We start from the raw sequence: 18,448 nt of genomic DNA, 5'->3' as shown, positions 1-18,448 counted from the left end.
GTGGGTGTTTCATTATTCAGGATCGGGCCGTCGCCGCGGTGGCCGCGGGGTCCGTTGCCGCCCCGCGCACCGCGCGCCAGACCCAGAATTCGTCCATCAGGCGGATGCTGGCAGCCCAGACTCCTGAATGATGAAAGTCAGTTCAGCCCCAGACTCCTGAATGATGAAAGCAGTTAGTAGGCGCCGGGCATATCAGTCTGAAGCAGGATGCCGTCCTGGATCGCTCGCTTCCGCAGCGCCACCTTCGTGCCGACGTCGATGCCCGCGACACGGTACTTCTCCCGGATCCGCTTGAGATAGGACTTCGCCGTCTCCTCAGAGATATCGAGCTGGTACGCGACCGTCTTCACGGGCTCACCGCCACCGTAGAGCGCCATGACGCGGCGCTCCTGGGCGCTGAGCTTCGGCGCCCCGCCCACGTCGCCCGCATTGAGTGCGAGGTCGAGCTCCGCTGAGATGTACGACTCGCCCTTGGCCGCCGAGCGAATCGCCTCGACGATCATCTCGGCGTCCTCGCTCTTGACGAGGTAGCCGAGGGCGCCCGCCGCGAGAGCCTCGCGCACGACGTTGGGCTCCGAGTAGGTGCTCATGAGCACCGTCTTCACTCCGGCCGTCTTCAGGGTCGAGATCTTCAGTGAAATCGGGAGGTTGTCCTTGAGGTCGAGGTCGAGCAGCACAACGTCGACGGGAAACTGCGGGTGTGTCAAAAGCTCTGGCCAGGACGCGCACGCGGCAACCATGTCGATGTCGCTCGCAGCGCCTCGGATCCATTCGGTCAGTGCGCCGAGCAGCATCCGGTGGTCATCGACCAAGGCAAGGCGGATCCGGTTTTCAGTCATCGCGTGGTGTTCCTGTTCTCTTTGTCGAATGCTATTGGTCGGCGGGGTTCGGGACGATGCACTCAATGTCGACACGCAGGCTCGAATGCTCCGTGGAGTCGACGAACCGGCCGACCTTCGCGATCGCCGCCCACGCCGACGGGTCGACGCGGTTGCGGTGAACGCCGGTGGTGGTGATGACGATCGGAATGGTGATGGTGCGCTTGGAACCGGGGTCGATGCGTGGAAGCACCGGTCCGATGACCAGCTGCGCGGTGGCGGGGGAGCTCTTCTTCTTCTCCGCGACGAGCAGCCACACGGCCGAGAGCAGCCCGTCGCGCTGCTGTGGGTCGAGTAGCCCGGCGAGGCTTCCGGCGTCCTTGAGCGTCGCCGACTTTCCGAGCTGGTTGGATTCGGTGATCGCGTGGTAGAGCCAGGTCTCCCGTCGGCCCTCGATGAGGTGCAGGCGCAGCTCGGTGGCGAGGGATGCCGCGGTGGACGCGAGCTTGGGGCGGAGGGGGAGCGCGGTGCGCCCGCTCGCGACCGAGTCGAGCAGTTCCTCGGCAGCAAGGTCAAGCCGGGCAAGCTCCTCGGAGGCAAGCATCCCGACGGCGAACCGCGGCGCCGAGACGGTGCTCTGCACGAGCACGCGGTCCAGTTCGAGCTGCACCATGCGCCGGAACTGCCGCACAGCGAACACCGCCACGAGCGGGGGGAACACAGCGATCGCGACCGTGGTGATCTGCCCGGGGATCGTTTCGGCGGTGAGCGGCGTGGTGAGCACAATCGCGGTGACGAAGGCGATGAAGAGCGCCGCGACAGCCACAATGAGTTCGCGCGCCGGGCGGTGCACGACCGCCGTCATGAGGCCGAAGCCGGCCGTGACGGATGCCGTGGCGTAGGCACCGACGTCGCCCAACGGCGCGATCGCGACGAAATCGAGTGCGACGACGGCCGCGAGTGCCGCGAGGTAGGAGGCGAAGAGCCAGGTGGGGAGCCGTTCGCCGCGGGTGGCGATCGACAGGCTCATGGTCGCGAATGCCGCGATGAACAGGAGCCAGGCGAGAACGGCAGGCAGTGCACTCGGGTAGGAACCGATGTTCGTCGCGAAGGCGACGAGGCCGTAGATGGCCTGGATGGCGCAGAGCACTCCGGCCCCCAGCGCGAGGTGCGCGCTGCCGAGCGAGGAACCCTGGGCGTTGGCATGCACGACGGCGCGCGCGGCAGTCGACGAGGCAGGGACCCCCGCGAGACGACGCCGTCCGCGTGCGACGCCGAGGGTGTTCTCCGCGGAACGGGGCATGCCGCTCACCGGGGCACCTCGAGCACGACGGTCGTTCCGGCGCCGGGGGAGGAGAACAGGCGTGCGTTCCCGCCGACCTCCTTGAGTCGACCGACGACCGAGTCCTTGAACCCGAGGCGAGCGGAGTCGATGTCATCGAGGCTGAAGCCGATGCCCGCATCCGTCACCATCGCACGCACGGTCGTCTCGTCGTCGGTGATCGTCACGTGGGCATCCGTCACCCCGGCGTGCCGGCGCACGTTCTCGAGGCACTCGGCGAGGGCGAGGAGGAAGGCGTCGAGCACGTCGCTCGGCAGCAGCACCTGGCCGGTGCCGTGCCAGCTCACCTCGAGGCCCATCCGCCCGAATCGCTGCTTGACCGATTCGAGGGTGTGCCCGAGAGCAGACTCCTCGACGGGCTCGACGTTGAAGTGCTCGGACGGCTGCGGAACAGGAGTGCCGCCGAGGCGGAGCTGGCGTAACAGCCTCGCGTCGTCGCCGGCCTGCTGCTGCAGCGCCGCGGGCGCGACCCCCACGCCGGAGTGGGCGAGGAGGGTCAGGGTGGCCAGCACGGTGTCGTGCAGCAGTCGGGCGCCCTGTCGGCGCTGAGCCTCGGTCTCGCTCGCCTGCCGCTCCGCCCTGTGGGCGCGACCGATGCTGTAGATCTGCCGGGCCGCGCGGGGCACCGTCGCGCTCAACCAGTAGGCGAAGGTCGCGCAGAGCGCCCAGCCGAGCAGCACCGTCGCACTCTGGGAGGAGATCAGGCGGGCACCGGGAACCGCGAGCTCGACGAGCACGGTGCTCGCGACGAGGCCCGTTGCGAGGATGAGGATGCGCGGGAGACTGCCTGTCAGCACGATTGCCAGGGCCGCTATGCCGCCGCCGGCGAGTGTGACGAGCGAGGTCCCCGCCGCGACGGTCGTGTCGCCGTCGAACGGCACCTGCACGAGGACGAGGATCGACAGACCCGCAACCATGCTCAGGATCGGCCAGATCACGGAGCCGCTCGAACCGAGCCGGACCAGACAGAAGGCGAATACCGCGAAGAGGGGAATCGCCGTCAGGAGCGTGCCGAGCGGCACGACCCCGGGGACCGCGAGGCAGAGGAGGGAGACGACGAGACTGGCAAGGCCCAGTCCGCGCGCGGTGCTCCTCAGCAGGCGGTCCCGTTCGTGTGCGAATTGTTCCACAGTGATCCTGTTTGCTTTCGGATTCCGGGAGGCGGCGCCCGACAGAGCACCTCACTCCGACGGGGCCAATCCTAGGGCAGAGCTACTCGGGAGTGAGCCAACCTTCGTGAATGCCACGCCGTCGGAGGAGAATTTTGGTGCCCACGTCGACACCGATCTGCAGGTACTTGCGGCGAGCCCTCTTGATGTACGACTTCACGGTCTCTTCGGTCGTCCCCATGTGCTCTGCGACCTCCTTGATCGATCGGCCGGTCGCGTAGAGCACGATCGCCCGTTTCTCCTGCTGGCCGAGCCCGGGATCGCGGTTGAGTCGCTGGCCGTCGAGAGCCGCCGACGTGAGCGGGCTCAGGTAGCGGCGCCCGGCCGCGACGGCGCGCACGGCGGTGATGAGCTCGTCGGCGGAATCGGTCTTGGGTACGAACGCGAGCGCGCCGGCTGTGAGCGAACTACTGATTGAGCCCGCATCCGCATGCCGGCTGATCACGACGGTGGAAACGCCGGCGGCCGTGAGGGTGCGGATCTTCGCGCCGATCGGGATGCCGTCGCTGAGGTTGAGGTCGAGCACGACGACGTCGACCGGGAAGTCCGCGTGGGCGAGCAGGCCGAGCCAGGTCGTCTCGTGGATGACGATCTCGATGTCGACCCGGCGGGCCTTCACGTGCGCCATCACCCCGTCGAGGACCATCCGGTGGTCGTCGACGATGGCGACGCGGGTGAACGGCTGGCGTGAGCGCGGTGTGCGTTCGACCACGCGGTGTCACCTCCGGGCTATCGTCCCGGCGTGACCCCAACTACGGTGCCGAGAGAAACCCAGCATAACGACAGTGAAAGGAACTCGCTTACCGGGCCCGATCAGGTCGCGAGGAGCCGCTCGACCCACGGCGCAACGAGGGCGCTCTCGATGAGGAATCCGTCGTGTCCGAAGGGCGAGTCGATGACCACCGGGTCGCGGCCGGAGATCCCGGATTGAAGCCGACGGGCGATGGCGTGCTGGTCGGCGACGGGGAACAGCCGGTCGCTGTCGATCCCGAGCACGAGACTCGTCGCGGTCACCCGGTCGAGGGCGGCGTCCACCCCGCCCCGGTCGCGACCGACGTCGTGCGCGCTCATTGCGCTCACGAGAGTCAGGTAGCTGTTGGCGTCGAACCGGCGGGTGAACTTGTTGCCGTGGAAGTCGAGGTAGCTCTCGACGGCGAACTTGCCGTCACCGCCCAGCGGATTGAGGCTGCTCTGCCAGCTTCGCTCGAACCGGTCGTTGAGCTCGCCCGGGGAGCGGTAGTTGAGCAGCGCCATCCGTCGGGCGAGGGCGAGGCCACGATACGGCCCGTCACCGTCGGCGGCGTCGTAGTAGTCGCCCGCCGCGAATGCCGGATCCATGCGGATCGCCTCGAGCTGCACGGAGTTGAGCGCGATCTGGTCGGCGCTACTGAGGGCGGGAGCGGCGAGCACGGCCACCCGGGCGACGCGGGCGGGATACTCGATGGCCCACTCGAGGGCGTGCATTCCACCCATCGAGCCGCCGATGATCGCGGCCCACACATCGATGCCGATCGCATCCGAGAACGCCGCCTGCGCCTGTACCTGGTCACGGATCGTGAGGAACGGGAACCGTGCCCCCCATTCCCGTCCGTCAGGGGCGAGCGAGGCGGGCCCGGTAGTGCCCTGGCATCCTCCCAGCATGTTCGGCGCGACCACGAACCACCGGTCGGTGTCGACCGCCTTGCCCGGTCCGACCAGGTCGCCCCACCAGCCCGCAGTGGGGTGGCCGCGTCCCGGTGCCCCGATCACGTGGCTGTCGCCCGTCAGGGCGTGCGGCACGAGCACCGCATTGGAACGGTCCGCGTTGAGTGTGCCCCACGTCTCATAGGCGACGCGCACGGAGGGAAGGTGCCCGCCCGCCTCGAGCACCATCGCGCCGATTCCTACGAACAGGCGGTCGCCGGGATTGTCGCCCTCGCGCCAGGCGCCGGTCGCGGGCGGTCCGCCGATCATGGATCGGGTGTTCGCCTCGGTGACGAAGAACGAGGGCACGGTGTCTTCGGGTGTCTGCCAGTCCATGTCCACTCCAGTATCACCGACCGCGCGGGGCGGAAGCTGTTTGTTACGCTTCCGCCCGCGTTCGGGCGATCAGGCCGCGTTGGACGCGGCGGCGGAGCGAGCGGCCTCGAGGCCGGCGGAGAGGTCGGCGAGGATGTCGTCGATGTTCTCCAGCCCGATCGAGAGCCGCACCAGGCCGGGGGTGACCCCCGAGGTGAGCTGCTGTTCGGGCGTGAGCTGGGAGTGGGTCGTGGACGCCGGGTGGATGATGAGGCTGCGCACGTCGCCGATGTTGGCGAGGTGGCTGAACAGGCCGGCGTTGTTGACGAGCGCACGCCCGGCATCCACCCCGCCCTTGAGCTCGAACGACAGCACAGCACCGACGCCGAGCGGCGCGTAGGTGTTCGCGGCGGCGTACCAGGGGCTGGACGGGAGCCCGGCGTAGTAGACGGTGGCGACGTCGTCGTGGCTGTCGAGCCACTCGGCGACCGCTTGGGCGTTCTGCACGTGGCGCTCGATGCGCAGGCTCAGGGTCTCGATGCCCTGGATGAGCTGCCAGGCGCTCGCGGGCGCGATGGAGGCGCCGAGGTCGCGCAGCAGCTGCACGCGAGCCTTGATGATGTACGCGATGCCGTCGCCGAGCACGGTCGTGTAGCTGGCGCCGTGGTAGCTCGGGTCGGGCTCGGTGAGCCCGGGGAACTTCTCGACATTCTTGCTCCACTCGAACTTGCCGCCGTCGACGATGATGCCGCCGATCACGGTGCCGTGGCCGCCGAGGAACTTCGTGGCGGAGTGCACGACGATGTCGGCCCCGTGCTCGAAGGGGCGGATGAGGTACGGCGTCGCGATCGTGTTGTCGACGATGAGAGGGACACCGGCCCCGTGCGCGACGGCGGCGACCGTGGCGATGTCGAGGATGTTGATGCGCGGGTTGCCGATGGTCTCGGCGAAGAAGAGCTTCGTGTTCGGTCGCACCGCGCGCTCCCACTCGGCGGGGTCGTCCTGGTTCTCGACGAAGGTCGTCTCGATGCCGAGCTTCGCGAGGGTGTACTTGAAGAGGTTGTAGGTGCCGCCGTAGATCGACGACGACGAGACGATGTGATCGCCCGCCTGGGCGATGTTGAGTACGGCGAATGTCGTCGCGGACTGGCCGGAGGCGAGCAGCAGCGCGGCGGTGCCACCCTCGAGCGCGGCGACGCGCTCCTCGACGACTGCCTGGGTGGGGTTCTGGATGCGCGTGTAGATGTTGCCGAATTCGGCAAGGGCGAACAGGTTCTTCGCGTGCTCGGCGTCGTTGAAGACATAGGACGTCGTCTGGTAGATCGGGGTGGCCCGCGCGTTCGTCACCGGGTCGGGCGCCGCGCCCGCGTGGATCTGCTTCGTTTCGAATTTCCAGGCGCTGGTGTCGCTCACGGGTGTCTCCTTCGTCGGGTGATCGGATCAGCCTAGGAAGGCCGCCGGGCTCGCGTCAATCGTCGGTGACATGCACCGTAATGTTGGCGGCTCAGCGGTCGCGGCGGGAGCCGGTCGGGTCCACCCGGGATGGGCGGCGCGGCTTCCGCCGTGGCCGCGGTTGCACCCCGGGATCCCGGTCCAGGAACAGCCAGCGCGGCTTGGGCTCGATGATCGGGCGGAAGAGCCAGCGGATGAAGGGGCTTGCGAGCACGATCGAGATCGCGATGCCGGCGAAGACCATGCCAAGGAGCCACATGGCCGAGGAGTGGTCGCCGCGCAGCACCCCGGTCTCGCGAATCGGGTAGAGAACGAAGCTGTGCAGCAGGTAGATGTACATCGTCGACTGGCCGAAGCCCGTGAACCAGGTCTCCGAGCGGGGAATCAGCACGAAGAACGCGCCGCTCAAGATGACCGCGAGCACGATGAGCGCGAGCCGGAACAGCCCGGCCCACCACTGGTCCTCGCCGAGCCCCGTGTAGGAGTCGTCGTAGAAGAACCAGAATCTCAGGTCCATGCTGCGCCAGACGTCGATGAACGCGACGATGACGGCGAGCCAGGCGGCGAACACGGCGATTGCGACGCCGCGGATCCACCACGTCGTCGTCGTGACGACGTTCCAGCGGTCGATGAGGCCCCACTCCCGCAGTTTCCAGCCGAGAACGAAGAAGGGCAGGATGCCGATCGCCCGCGACAGCGAGAATGTGCTGTCGACGTTGGCCAGGTAGCCGACCCCGAACGAGAACAGCAGGGCCCAGAACAGCGGCCAGCGCACCAGCGACAGGTAGGGAAGGATCACCCGGAAGATGCCCAGCGCAAGAAGGAACCAGAGCGTCCACGACGGTTGGGACGGGTTGAACTCCGCGTAGCCCTCGACGAGGAACTTCACGAGAGTCCAGATCGACTCCATGATGAAGTACGGCAGCAGGATGTCGGTGATGACCTTCTTCAGGCCGCCCATCGTCGGCGGGCCGGTCTTGGAAAAGTACCCGCTGATGATGGCGAACGCGGGCATGTGGAACGCGTAGATGAACAGGTAGAGGGCGAGCGCGTTGTCGGAGTCGGTGGTGAGTCGCTGGATCCCGTGCCCGATCACGACGAGCGTGACGCAGGCGAAGCGTGCGTTGTCCCAGACCGGCACCCGCCGCCGCGGTGCCTTCGGGCGCGAGAGCCCGGACGGGTCGCTGTGGTGGGCCGTTTCCGTCTTCGTCATATCGCTGACAGCCTAAGTCACGTGCTTTGGGCACAGTACGGTGGAGGCATCGGCAGAGGAGGATTCGTGGCTACACGGCGAGTGGTGGTGACCGGGGCGAGCTCCGGGATCGGTGCGGCGACGGTGCGGCTGTTCCGCGCGCACGGCTGGGCTGTCGTGGGTGTCGCCCGGCGGGCCGATCGGCTCGAGCAGGTCGCGGCCGAGACCGGCGCGGAGATATTCGTCGGCGACGTGACGCGGGCAGACGACGTGGAGGCGTTGCGCGCGCATCTGGCCGCGGGCGGGCCTGTGCATGCCCTGGTCAACAATGCCGGCGGCGCGTTCGGGATGGCGTCGGTCGAAGACAGCGACGCGGACGACTGGCTGCGGATGCTCGACGTCAACGTCGTCGCGGTGAAGCGGGTCACCAGCGCGCTGCTTCCGTTGTTGCGCGAGGGGGCAGCGGATGCCGGGGTAGCTGACATCCTGACCATCACCTCGATCGCCGGTCACGTTCCCTATGAGGGCGGCGGCGGGTACAACGCGTCGAAGTTCGCCGCGCACGCGCTCATGGGCGTGCTGCGCCTTGAACTCGCGGGTGAACCCATTCGCGTGATCGAGATCGCCCCGGGCATGGTGAAGACCGACGAGTTCAGTCTCGTACGGTTTGCGGGTGATCAGGCGAGGGCGGATGCCGTCTACGACAACGTGCCGAACCCGCTGTCGGCCGAGGACATCGCGGCGGCGATCGTGCACGCCGTCGAGCTGCCCTCGCACATCAATCTCGATCTCGTGACGATCAAGCCGGTCGCCCAGGCCGCCCCACACAAGGTCGTGCGCGGCGCGCTCACTCCCCGTCGGCCGCAGAGCCAGCAGACGCAGGGCTAGCCCCCGCACCGCTAACGTGGTGCCATGACTGGCGAAATCAGGGAGACGCTTGGATGGGTCGAGTTCGGATCGGCGGCCCGGGAACTCTCGACCGACGTCGTCCGGTCAGGATTCGTTCCGGATGTCGTGGTGGCGATCGCCCGTGGCGGGCTGCTGCTGGCGGGCGCGATGGCGTACGCGATGAAGGTCAAGAGCTGCGGCGCGCTCAACGTGGAGTTCTACACCGGGGTCGACGCGCGCCTGCCCGAGCCGATCATGCTCGCCCCGCACCTCGACCAGGAGTCCCTCGCCGACAAGCGCGTTCTCGTCGTTGACGACGTGTCCGACTCTGGTCGCACCCTGTCGATGGTCGTGACGCTGCTCGAACGCACGGGGGCCGAAGTGCGCTCGGTCTGCCTGTACACCAAACCGGGAACGATCCTCGAACCCGACTTCGCCTGGAAGTCGACGGACCGTTGGATCGACTTCCCGTGGAGCGTGCTCGACCCCGTCATGGCATGAGGCCCGCCGGATGAGGCTCACGCCGACCGGCGGACTCGACCCCGGCTGGGCCGCGGCCCTCGCCCCGGTCGGGCCGCAGATCGCCGCGCTCGAGGAGTTTCTCGAGGCCGAGAGCGCCGTCCGTGGGTTCCTGCCCGAGCCGGGAAAGGTGCTGCGCGCCTTCACCGACCCGTTCGCCGACGTGCGCGTGCTGATCGTCGGGCAGGACCCGTACCCGACGCCCGGGCATCCGATCGGCCTGAGCTTCGCCGTCGACGCGCACGTGCGCCCGCTGCCGCGCAGCCTCGTGAACATCTATCGTGAACTGCGTGAGGACCTCGGGGTACGCACGCCGGAGCACGGCGACCTGGGCGCGTGGTCCGGGCGCGGGGTGCTGCTGCTCAACCGGGTACTCACCGTGGCTCCCGGCCAGTCCGACTCGCACCGCGGGAGGGGCTGGGAGGCCGTGACCGAGCACGCCATCCGGATGCTCGTGGCGAGGGATGCACCGCTCGTCGCGATCCTCTGGGGGCGGCAGGCCGCCTCCGTGCGCCCGGCCCTCGGCGCCACCAGGGTTATTGAGTCGGCCCACCCGAGCCCGCTGTCGGCCCGGCGCGGATTCTTCGGATCCCGGCCGTTCAGCCGCGCCAACGAGATGCTCGCCGGGCTCGGCGCGACCCCGATGGACTGGTCGCTGCCGATCAACTCTGCTTGAGTGGTCCCATGCCAACTGGAGTTCCTATCGAGATTCGTTCGCTGACGAAGGCGTTCGGCGCCGTCGCGGCCGTCTCCGACCTCAGCTTCACGGTGCAGCCGGGGCAGGTGACCGGGTTCCTCGGGCCCAACGGAGCGGGCAAGACCACGACCCTGCGGGTGCTGCTCGGCCTCGTCGCCGCGAGCTCCGGAACCGCGACCTTCGCCGGTACGGCCTACCGAGACCTGGCACACCCGCTCGCAAGCGTCGGCACGGCGCTCGAAGCGGCGAGCTTCCACCCCGGTCGCACGGCGGCGAACCACCTGGCCGTGTACGCGCTCGCCGCCGGTATCGAGCGGTCACGTGTCGGCGCCGTGCTCGACCAGGTGGGACTCACCGAGTACGGCGATCGCCGGGTCGGCGGCTACTCGCTCGGCATGCGGCAGCGGCTCGGCCTCGCCTTCGCGCTGCTCGGCGACCCCGGTGTGCTCGTCCTCGACGAACCGGTCAACGGCCTCGACCCGGAGGGCATCCGCTGGATGCGCGGCCTGCTCCGGTCGCTCGCCGCGGAGGGGCGCACCGTGCTCGTCTCCTCCCACCTGCTCACCGAGGTGCAGCAGACCGTCGACGAGGTCGTCATCATCTCCCGCGGCCGGCTCGTCTACTCCGGCACGCTCGGCGACCTCGAGGCGGGCACGGCGGTCGTGGCTGACGCGCCGGACCGCGCGCGACTCGCGGTGGCGCTGAGCGGTGCCGGCTCCCAGTTCGAGCAGGGCGCGGACGGGCTGGTCGTGAGCGGGGTGACGGCCGCCGAGGTGGGCGCGATCGCGCTCGCCGCCGGGGTGGCCCTCAGCAAGCTGACGGCGACGCAGGAGGGGCTCGAGGATGTCTTCCTCGAACTCGTCGGCGAGGGGGACCGCTCATGAGGTTCGCGAGGGTCACCGCCGCCGAATCGCTCAAGCTCATCAGCACACGGCTGTGGTGGATCCTGCTGCTCGTACTCTTCGGCTACGTCGCGTTCACCGCCGGCCTCCTCGCGGGCCTGTTCGGGGCGTTGGGGGAGCAGCTGTCGGCGACGCCCGGCTCACCGCAGCTTCCCGAGGCGACGCTGCCTCCCGTCGTCTACAGCACCGCGTCGGCGGTGGGCTACGTGTTCCCCGTGCTCCTCGGCGCCCTCGCGACCACATCGGAGTTCCGCCACCAGACCCTCACCCCCACGTTCCTCGCGACACCGCGCCGCGGAATGGTCCTGCTCGCGAAGGTCGTGGTGCTCGCCATCGCCGGCGCCATCTACGGGGTTGTCTCCCTCGTCGCATCCATCGGCCTCGGCGCCCCGATTCTCGCCGCGACGGGCGTGCCGACGGCGCTGGGCGATTCGGGGACCTGGATGCTCGCGGCCCGCGTCGTGCTCGCGATGTCGCTCTGGGCCGTCGTCGGCGTCGGCCTCGGCGTGCTCGTGCCCAACCAGGTCGCCGCAATCGTAATCGTGCTCGCCTTCACCCAGTTCGTCGAGCCGATCCTGCGGTTCGGCGCGACGATCTGGGAATGGACGGCGCAAATCGGCCAGTTCCTGCCGGGAGCGGCGAGCGACGCACTCGTCGGAGCGAGCATCTTCACCTCCCTGGGCACCGGCCAGGTCGAGACCGTGTCGCTCGAATGGTGGCAGGGTGGCCTCGTGCTGTTCGCCATCGCCGCGATCACCGCGCTCGCCGGGTACTTCGGCGCCTGGAAGCGGGACGTGACCTGATCCGCGGCGCCGCGCCCCTGCCGTTCCCCTGCCGTTCCCCTGCCGTTCCGGTGCCAAATGAAGGTAAGTCCCGCGTTCTGGCAGGGTTCGGATGCGATCGGCTGGCCGTCGCAGGCAAAACTACCTTCATTTGGCACGCGCCCCGTGACGGGGTATCGCACGCGGGGGTGTGGTCGCGGTCCGGTCGGTGAGGCCGCCTCCCAGGGATCACCTTGTCGCCAAAGTCGGAATCCGTCGCGCGTCGCCCAGATATGCCCGCCTTCAGCCCTGACAACCCGGCGCTCGCGGGCTGCTCGCGGATGCCGGGGCGGGCAGTTCCGACTGTGACGACAGGCTCGATCGCGGCACGGGGCGCGGGTGCCGCGGCACAGGTCGCTGGACTAGGATTTCCCGCATGCTCCGACACGAGACACGCGCGTTCTGATGCTCGAAGAGGAGTACCAGGCCACCCACCGTCCCGTCGGCGCCCAGCGCAATCTGCCGCCCCTCCAGGTGCCCTTCGAGTACGAGATCCGCGCGGTCACCGCCGCCGACCTGCCCGACATCCGCGAGATCTACAACCACTACGTGGCCAACTCGACCGTCACCTTCGACGAGAAGCCGATGACCCTCGCGCAGCTCCGCGCCAAGTTCGCGCAGCTCGGCAAGCTCGGACTGCCGTTCATTGTGGCGGTGAGTCCCAACGGACACGTGCTCGGCTACGCCTACGTGTTCCCCTGGAAGACGAAGGCCGCCTACCGGTTCACGGTTGAGAACTCGATCTACCTCGGGCCCGCCGCGACAGGCAAGGGCCTCGGCAAGGCGCTGATGGGCGAGCTGATCGCCCGGTCGAAGGCCGCCGGGCTCAAGGAGATCGTCGCGGTCATCGCCGACCGCGGAGCCGACGCATCCATCCGCCTGCACGAGAATTTCGGCTTCAAGCAGATCGGCCACATGGGCAAGGTGGGCTTCAAGTTCAACCGCTGGCTCGGCACGATCCTCATGCAGAAGAGCCTGAAGTAGCGGATGCCCCAAGCTCCCCGGTTGCGGCCCCCGAAGCACACCGTGCTGCACACCTTCACCGCCCACATCAAGGCCAGGCCGAAGGCCGTCTTCACTGCGCTCGACGGGCGGCTGAACCCCGGCGCGGGCGCTGCGAGTGCCTACCTCGCCGATCCCGACGCCTTCTTCATCGTCACCCAGGGCGGCTGGTGGTACCGCGCCGAGTACCGGGTTGTACCGGATGAATACGGCTCCCATCTCGAGCACGTGGTCCTGAACGTGGCGCAGCGCGGTGAGAAGGCCGCGCTCGCGACTGGCCGCCGGGTCATCCAGACGGCGCCGCTCGCCTTCCACGACCTCGTGAAGAGCCTTCGCGCCGAGCTGGAGTAGGTGCCGGAGAAGCTACGGTGCCGGGTAGAGCTGCTCGACCGCGGTCTCCGCCCAGTCGTTCACCTCGGCGAACCGGTCTGGTCCGCCGAAGGTGCTGTTCACGGTGACCCAGCCGTCCGGAAGCACGATGTGCACGATTGCGGGAAGCGTGCCCTCATCGCCCTCCTGGCTGAAGACGACCCGGTCGCCGTCGGCGCTCTCGTCCAGGCCGCGGGTGCCGAGTTCGGCGAGCACGCCCTCGTGGGCATCGTTGGTCAGTGCTTGGGCCGCGAACTCGAACGAGCTCAGGTCGACCCCGTCCTGGCCGTAGACGCAGTAGAACGGCTCGCCGCCGTCCTGGCCGACCGATCCCTCCTGCTCGTAGATGCCGTTGCCGTTGGAGTCGCTGAACAGGGTGACGCCGTTCGCGGCGAACTCCGCGTCGAGGTCGGGGCCGATGAGCTCGACACAGTCGTCCGGCAGTGTGAAAATGGCGGGCGCCGCGGCAGGAGTCGGGGACGCGGATGCCGTGGGTTCCGGCTCGGTCGTCGCCTCCGGGTCACCGCCGCCGGCGGGGGAACAGCCGGCGAGTGCAGCGGCAAGCACGGTGACGAGGGCGGCGCGGGAGGCGAGGCGGCGGGCAGAGCGGGTCATGGCATCCGTTCTTCTGGCTGTGTGCCGCGAATCTAACACCCGATCGAGGTGCACGGGTCATCACACCCGGCGCGGCCCCCAAACGCCTAGGCTCGGGAGGTGTTTGAACTCCACCACCTCACCGCCCAGGAGCAGTGGGACTGGCTCCAGCGTGGCGAGATCACCCCGACCGAGCTCGCCTGGCATTACCTCGAACGCATCGAGCGGCTCGACGCCGGCCTTGGCGCGTTCGTGACCGTGACCTCGGATGCCGCCCTCGAGCGCGCGGCGCACGTGGAGGCGTCCGTGCCGAAGTCCGCGCCGCTGTGGGGCCTCCCGTTCGGCGACAAGGACCTCAACCCGCGGGCCGGGGTGCCCACGAAGTACGGCTCGGCGCTCATGGCGGACTTCGTGCCGGATGCCTCCGACGAGCTCACCCTCGCCCTCGACTCCGCCGGTGCGGTGAGCCTCGGCAAGACCAACGCGCCCGAGTTCGGGCTTCCCTCCTACACAGAGAGCCGGGTCGCGCCGCCAGCGCGCAATCCCTGGGACACGAGCCTCGGCGCTGGAGGGTCCAGCGGCGGCGCGGCCGTCGCCGTCGCGGCGGGACTGCTGCCGTTCGCGCCGGGAACCGACGGCGGCGGTTCGGTTCGGATCCCCGCGGCGGCCACCGGACTCGTCGGGCTCAAGCCCTCCCGCGGCCTCGTGCCGAGCGGCACCGGCATCGACAAGCTCGCCGGGCTCGTCGTGCCGGGCCCGCTCGCCCGCACCGTCGCCGACGCCGCCATGCTGCTCGACGCCATGATCGCGGGCGGCGACTACCCGTTCACCCTGCGCGCCCCGCGCTGGGACGGCGGGGGGCTCCTCAACGCCGCGGTGCGGGGCGAGGGGCGATTCCAGCTCGCCGTCATGACGACCTCGCCGTGGGACGACGCCTACGACATCACCGTGTCGGCAGAAGCATCCGCCGCGCTCGCCCTCGCGGTGCGCGAACTCGCCTCGATCGGGCACGGCATCGACGAGCTCGCACTCGAGCCAGACCCCACCTACTCGCCCGCCTTCCGCACCGTCTGGCAGGCCGGCGCCTCCGGGATCCCGGCCGAGGGGGCCGAGCTCGAGCTGCTCGAGCCGCTCACCCGCTGGCTCGTCGAGCGCGGCCGGGAGCTGTCCGCGCGGCAGCTCGCCGAGTCGCTCGCGCAGCTCGCGGCGTACGAGCGGTCGGTCATCCGCCAGTTCGCCGGGGTGGATGCCGTGCTCACGCCGGCGCTCGCCCTCACGCCCCGCCCGGTCGGCTGGTACGACAGCGAGGATCCCGAGCGCAACTTCGCCCAGCAGGTGCAGTACACACCGTTCACGAGCTTCGCGAACGTCACCGGGCTGCCCGCGATCACGCTTCCCGTCTACGAGGTCGCTGGGGGCATCCCGATGGGGGTCCAGCTCATCGGCCGTCCGGGCGGCGAGCATGTGCTGCTGTCGGTCGGGGCGCAGCTCGAGCGCCGGCTGGGCTGGCACCGCCGACATCCGCCGCAGTGGTGACCCGGCGCTGACTGAGACGAGTCACCGCCCGGCGAGATGACCACTCAGCCGGCGCGGGCCTGGCTGACGATCATCTCGAGCTCGCTCTCGACGCTCGAGTGGAACCACTCGGTGCCGACGAAGAGGAAGCAGCCCGGCCAGACAATGTCCGTCAGCTCCGGAGGCTGGCAGTAGAGCTCGCCGCCGAGCGCGGACCGAGCGGAGTACCCGTCGGCGGTCAGGCGGGACTTCACCGCCTGCGCGTCGGCGCCGGAGATCGCCGAGTGGCCATAGGTGAACGCGGTGCTCGACGACGGAAACCCCCACTGGCAGGCGACCCCGCCGTATTGGACGAAGAGCCCGATCGGATTTCCCTCGTCGATCATCCGCTGGCCGAAGTCGGGAATGAACGCCCAGCCGTCCGCCGCGCTGTCCGCAAAGCGCTGGGTGGTCTCGGCGTCGAGAAGTGACCGGCAGGTCGAGGTCGTCGTGGCCGGCGGCGGCGTGGGCGTGGGGCCGGGCTCGGCGGACGGCGCCGGGGCGGCGCTGCCCGTGGGTTCTGGTGATGGCGAGGCGCTTGCGCTCGGCCGTGGGGACGGCGACGCGCTCGGCCCGCCGGCATCCGGCTCCGCGGCGCATCCGGCGAGCAGCACACAGGCCAGCACAGCCACACTCAGGTGATGCACTCTCATGGCGTTCCCCTCACGCGCGGAAGGGCGGGCGCCGTCCCCCTCCGTGTCGAGAGTACCGCTCATTTCAGCCGACGGGGACGCCTCGCGTCAGCTCGCCGAGTTCCTTGTTCACCTGCGGCGCGACCTCGGTCGCGAACAGTTCGCTCGACTCCATCATGAGGTGCTGGGGAACCCCGGACCAGTCCATCTGCAGCCCGACCCGGTCGTTGCCGAGGTGGCCGTGGGTGGCGATGATCTTGTCGGCGACCTCGTTCGGGCTACCGCCGAAGATCGCGCCGCGCGGGCCCGTCATCTCGTCGTAGCCCTCCCGGGTCGGGGTGGGGAAGCCCCGCTCCTTCGAGATTCGGGTCATCGAGGTGGCCCAGTACGGGAAGAAGGCGTCCTTCGCCGCCTTCGAGCGCCTCCGGGATCCCGGCCGAGGGGGCCGAGCTCGAGCTGCTCGAGCCGCTCACCCGCTGGCTCGTCGAGCGCGGCCGGGAGCTGTCCGCGCGGCAGCTCGCCGAGTCGCTCGCGCAGCTCGCGGCGTGCGAGCGGTCGATCATCCGCCAGTTCGCCGGGGTGGATGCCGTGCTCACGCCGGCGCTCGCCCTCACGCCCCGCCCGGTCGGCTGGTACGACAGCGAGGATCCCGAGCGCAACTTCGCCCAGCAGGTGCAGTACACACCGTTCACGAGGCTGGGCTGGCACCGCCGACATCCGCCGCAGTGGTGACTCAGCCCGCCTGCGCGACGATCATCTCGAGCTCGCTCTCGACGTTCGAGTAGAACCACTCGCCGCCGACGAAGAGGAAGCAGCTCTGCTCACCCATCACCGACTGCTCCGGCGGCAGGCAGTACAGCTCGCCGCCGAGCGCAGACCGCGAGGAGTATCCATCGGCGGTGAGCCGGGACTTCACTGCCTGCGCGTCGGCGATGGAGATCGCGGAGTGGCCGTAGGAGAATGCGTCGCCCGACGACGGGTATCCCCATTGGCAGGCAACCCCGTTGTACTGCACGAACAGCCCGATCGGGTTGGCCTGGTCGATCATCCGCTGGCCGAAGTCGGGGATGAGCGCCCAGCCGTCCGCGGCACTGTCGGCGAACCGCTGTGAGGTCTCGCCGTCGAGCAGCGACTGGCAGGTCGATGTCGTCCTGGCCGGGGGCGCGGGTTCGGGCTCGGAGGTCGGCGTGGGAGTGGTGCTCGGGGAGGGGTCTGGTGAGGGGGTCACGCTGGACGTCGCGCTCGGGCGGGGCGACGGGGATGCGCTCGGCGCGCCCCCATCCGGCTCCGCGGCGCATCCGGCCAGCAGCAGGAATGCCGCTACGGCGACGGTCACGTGGTGAACTCTCATGGCATTCGCTCCCGCGAAGGGGAGGGCGGGCCCCGTCCCCTCCGCGTCGAGAGTACCTCGCGGCCTACCCGATTGGTACGGGGTGCTTCCGCGCGCCGAGTTCCTTGTTGACCTGCGGGGCCACCTCGGTCGCGAACAGCTCGATGGACTTCATCATGAGCGGCTGGGGAACTCCGGACCAGTCCATCTGCAGTCCGACCCGGTCGTTGCCGAGGTGGCCGTGGGTGGCGATGATCTTGTCGGCGACCTCGTTCGGGCTTCCACCGAAGATCGCGCCGCGCGGGCCCGTCATCTCGTCGTAGCCCTCCCGGGTCGGGGTGGGGAAGCCGCGCTCCTTCGAGATTCGGGTCATCGAGGTGGCCCAGTAGGGGAAGAAGGCGTCCTTCGCTGCCTTCGACCCCGTGCCGATGAACCCTGGTCCGGCGATCGCCGTCTTGAGAGTGGAGGCGTCGTGGCCGGACTGCGTTGCCGCCCGGCGGTAGAGGTCGAAGAGCGGAGCAAAGCGCTCGGGGTAGCCGCCGATGATCGCGTAGCTCACGGGCAGTCCGAGCATTCCGGCGCGGGCCGAGGACTGGGGGTTGCCGCCGGTCGCGATCCAGATATCGAGCTTTCCGGGGTTCCCGGGCGTGCCCACGGGGCGGGGGAGGATGAGCGCGTCGTCGAGCGCCGGCCGGAACTGGCCCTGCCAGGTGATTCGCTCGCTCTCATTGAGGGCGAGGAGCAGCTCGAGCTTCTCGGCGTAGAGGGCGTCGTAGTCGGCGAGGTTCGCGCCGAACAGGGGGAAGGACTCAATGAAGGATCCGCGTCCGGCGACGAGCTCGGCGCGGCCGTGGGAGAGCAGGTCGATCGTCGCGAACTGCTGGAAGACCCGCACGGGGTCCTCGGTGCTGAGCACCGTGACGGCGCTGCCGATGCGGATGCGCTCGGTGACGGCGGCCGCGGCCGCGAGCACGGTCGCGGGCGCCGAGATCGCGTAGTCGGGGCGGTGGTGCTCGCCGAGCCCGAAGTAGTCCAGGTCCGCGCGATCGGCGAGTTTGACGCGTTCGATCGTGTTGGCGAGCTGCTGCTCGGCTCCGACGCCCTGGCTCGTGGCGGGGTCGAGGTCGATGTCGCCGAAGCTGTAGATTCCGAATTCCATACTTAAGTAT

General features: G+C 69.2%; 21 protein-coding genes. 9 read left to right on the top strand and 12 right to left on the bottom strand.

Annotated features, from left to right (window positions below):
- Positions 1 to 173: 173 nt before the first annotated feature.
- From ABIB15_RS06045 to ABIB15_RS06015, 7 genes are all read right to left on the bottom strand, one after another.
- Positions 174 to 839: a response regulator gene (locus ABIB15_RS06045; RefSeq protein WP_354476098.1), complete on the bottom strand. Its 666-nt coding sequence runs from the start codon at positions 837 to 839 to the stop codon at positions 174 to 176.
- Between the two features lie 31 nt (positions 840 to 870).
- Entirely contained in the window at positions 871 to 2,121 is a 1,251-nt protein-coding gene (locus ABIB15_RS06040; protein ID WP_502908916.1) for a hypothetical protein, read from the bottom strand.
- A gap of 5 nt (positions 2,122 to 2,126) precedes the next feature.
- Positions 2,127 to 3,290, bottom strand: coding sequence for a sensor histidine kinase (locus tag ABIB15_RS06035; RefSeq protein WP_354476096.1), 1,164 nt, complete (start codon positions 3,288 to 3,290; stop codon positions 2,127 to 2,129).
- Positions 3,291 to 3,372: 82 nt separating this feature from the next.
- Entirely contained in the window at positions 3,373 to 4,041 is a 669-nt protein-coding gene (locus ABIB15_RS06030) for a response regulator (RefSeq protein ID WP_354476095.1), read from the bottom strand.
- A 101-nt stretch (positions 4,042 to 4,142) separates the two neighbouring features.
- Positions 4,143 to 5,348: a homoserine O-acetyltransferase MetX gene (metX, locus tag ABIB15_RS06025; RefSeq protein WP_354476094.1), complete on the bottom strand. Its 1,206-nt coding sequence runs from the start codon at positions 5,346 to 5,348 to the stop codon at positions 4,143 to 4,145.
- A 69-nt stretch (positions 5,349 to 5,417) separates the two neighbouring features.
- Positions 5,418 to 6,740 (bottom strand): bifunctional o-acetylhomoserine/o-acetylserine sulfhydrylase, encoded by a 1,323-nt coding sequence (locus ABIB15_RS06020; protein ID WP_354476093.1) that lies wholly within the window; start codon positions 6,738 to 6,740, stop codon positions 5,418 to 5,420.
- A gap of 91 nt (positions 6,741 to 6,831) precedes the next feature.
- Positions 6,832 to 7,992 carry an acyltransferase family protein gene (locus ABIB15_RS06015; protein ID WP_354476092.1) on the bottom strand — a complete coding sequence of 387 codons (1,161 nt, stop codon included), beginning with the start codon at positions 7,990 to 7,992 and terminating at the stop codon, positions 6,832 to 6,834.
- A gap of 66 nt (positions 7,993 to 8,058) precedes the next feature.
- Between ABIB15_RS06015 and ABIB15_RS06010 the strand changes: the two genes are divergently transcribed.
- From ABIB15_RS06010 to ABIB15_RS05980, 7 genes are all read left to right on the top strand, one after another.
- A complete protein-coding gene (locus ABIB15_RS06010) occupies positions 8,059 to 8,859 on the top strand; it encodes an SDR family oxidoreductase (RefSeq protein ID WP_354476091.1) in 801 nt (266 codons plus the stop codon).
- A gap of 24 nt (positions 8,860 to 8,883) precedes the next feature.
- A complete protein-coding gene (locus ABIB15_RS06005; RefSeq protein ID WP_354476090.1) occupies positions 8,884 to 9,360 on the top strand; it encodes a phosphoribosyltransferase in 477 nt (158 codons plus the stop codon).
- Positions 9,361 to 9,370: 10 nt separating this feature from the next.
- Positions 9,371 to 10,054 (top strand): uracil-DNA glycosylase, encoded by a 684-nt coding sequence (locus ABIB15_RS06000; protein WP_354476089.1) that lies wholly within the window; start codon positions 9,371 to 9,373, stop codon positions 10,052 to 10,054.
- Positions 10,055 to 10,062: 8 nt separating this feature from the next.
- Positions 10,063 to 10,959 carry an ABC transporter ATP-binding protein gene (locus ABIB15_RS05995; protein ID WP_354476088.1) on the top strand — a complete coding sequence of 299 codons (897 nt, stop codon included), beginning with the start codon at positions 10,063 to 10,065 and terminating at the stop codon, positions 10,957 to 10,959.
- A complete protein-coding gene (locus ABIB15_RS05990; protein WP_354476087.1) occupies positions 10,956 to 11,780 on the top strand; it encodes an ABC transporter permease in 825 nt (274 codons plus the stop codon). The genes ABIB15_RS05995 and ABIB15_RS05990 overlap by 4 nt, the downstream gene beginning before the upstream one ends.
- A gap of 423 nt (positions 11,781 to 12,203) precedes the next feature.
- A complete protein-coding gene (locus ABIB15_RS05985; protein WP_354476086.1) occupies positions 12,204 to 12,782 on the top strand; it encodes a GNAT family N-acetyltransferase in 579 nt (192 codons plus the stop codon).
- A gap of 3 nt (positions 12,783 to 12,785) precedes the next feature.
- Positions 12,786 to 13,151 carry a hypothetical protein gene (locus ABIB15_RS05980; RefSeq protein WP_354476085.1) on the top strand — a complete coding sequence of 122 codons (366 nt, stop codon included), beginning with the start codon at positions 12,786 to 12,788 and terminating at the stop codon, positions 13,149 to 13,151.
- 12 nt (positions 13,152 to 13,163) lie between these two features.
- Here ABIB15_RS05980 and ABIB15_RS05975 read toward each other — a convergent pair whose 3' ends face one another.
- On the bottom strand, positions 13,164 to 13,784 hold the full coding sequence (locus tag ABIB15_RS05975) for a hypothetical protein (protein ID WP_354476084.1): 621 nt from the start codon (positions 13,782 to 13,784) through the stop codon (positions 13,164 to 13,166).
- Between the two features lie 99 nt (positions 13,785 to 13,883).
- Here ABIB15_RS05975 and ABIB15_RS05970 point away from each other — a divergent pair, with 99 nt between their 5' ends.
- A complete protein-coding gene (locus ABIB15_RS05970) occupies positions 13,884 to 15,299 on the top strand; it encodes an amidase (RefSeq protein ID WP_354476083.1) in 1,416 nt (471 codons plus the stop codon).
- Between the two features lie 44 nt (positions 15,300 to 15,343).
- Here ABIB15_RS05970 and ABIB15_RS05965 read toward each other — a convergent pair whose 3' ends face one another.
- Both ABIB15_RS05965 and ABIB15_RS05960 read right to left on the bottom strand, forming a co-directional pair.
- Positions 15,344 to 15,970, bottom strand: a complete 627-nt coding sequence (locus tag ABIB15_RS05965; RefSeq protein WP_354476082.1) for a hypothetical protein — start codon at positions 15,968 to 15,970, stop codon at positions 15,344 to 15,346.
- A gap of 64 nt (positions 15,971 to 16,034) precedes the next feature.
- Positions 16,035 to 16,322, bottom strand: a complete 288-nt coding sequence (locus tag ABIB15_RS05960) for a hypothetical protein (RefSeq protein WP_354476081.1) — start codon at positions 16,320 to 16,322, stop codon at positions 16,035 to 16,037.
- Positions 16,323 to 16,528: 206 nt separating this feature from the next.
- Here ABIB15_RS05960 and ABIB15_RS05955 point away from each other — a divergent pair, with 206 nt between their 5' ends.
- Complete coding sequence (locus ABIB15_RS05955) at positions 16,529 to 16,681, top strand: hypothetical protein (RefSeq protein ID WP_354476080.1); 153 nt, start codon at positions 16,529 to 16,531, stop codon at positions 16,679 to 16,681.
- Position 16,682: 1 nt separating this feature from the next.
- On the opposite strand, the gene ABIB15_RS05950 is transcribed toward ABIB15_RS05955, so the two are convergent.
- Together ABIB15_RS05950 and ABIB15_RS05945 are read right to left on the bottom strand one after the other, a co-directional pair.
- Complete coding sequence (locus ABIB15_RS05950) at positions 16,683 to 17,285, bottom strand: hypothetical protein (protein ID WP_354476079.1); 603 nt, start codon at positions 17,283 to 17,285, stop codon at positions 16,683 to 16,685.
- A gap of 79 nt (positions 17,286 to 17,364) precedes the next feature.
- A complete protein-coding gene (locus ABIB15_RS05945; protein WP_354476078.1) occupies positions 17,365 to 18,438 on the bottom strand; it encodes an LLM class flavin-dependent oxidoreductase in 1,074 nt (357 codons plus the stop codon).
- Between the last annotated feature and the right edge of the window lie 10 nt (positions 18,439 to 18,448).

Origin of the sequence: Marisediminicola sp. UYEF4, assembly GCF_040546025.1 — a bacterium.
Lineage (GTDB): Bacteria > Actinomycetota > Actinomycetes > Actinomycetales > Microbacteriaceae > Marisediminicola.
This window is presented reverse-complemented; position numbering and strand designations above follow the sequence as displayed.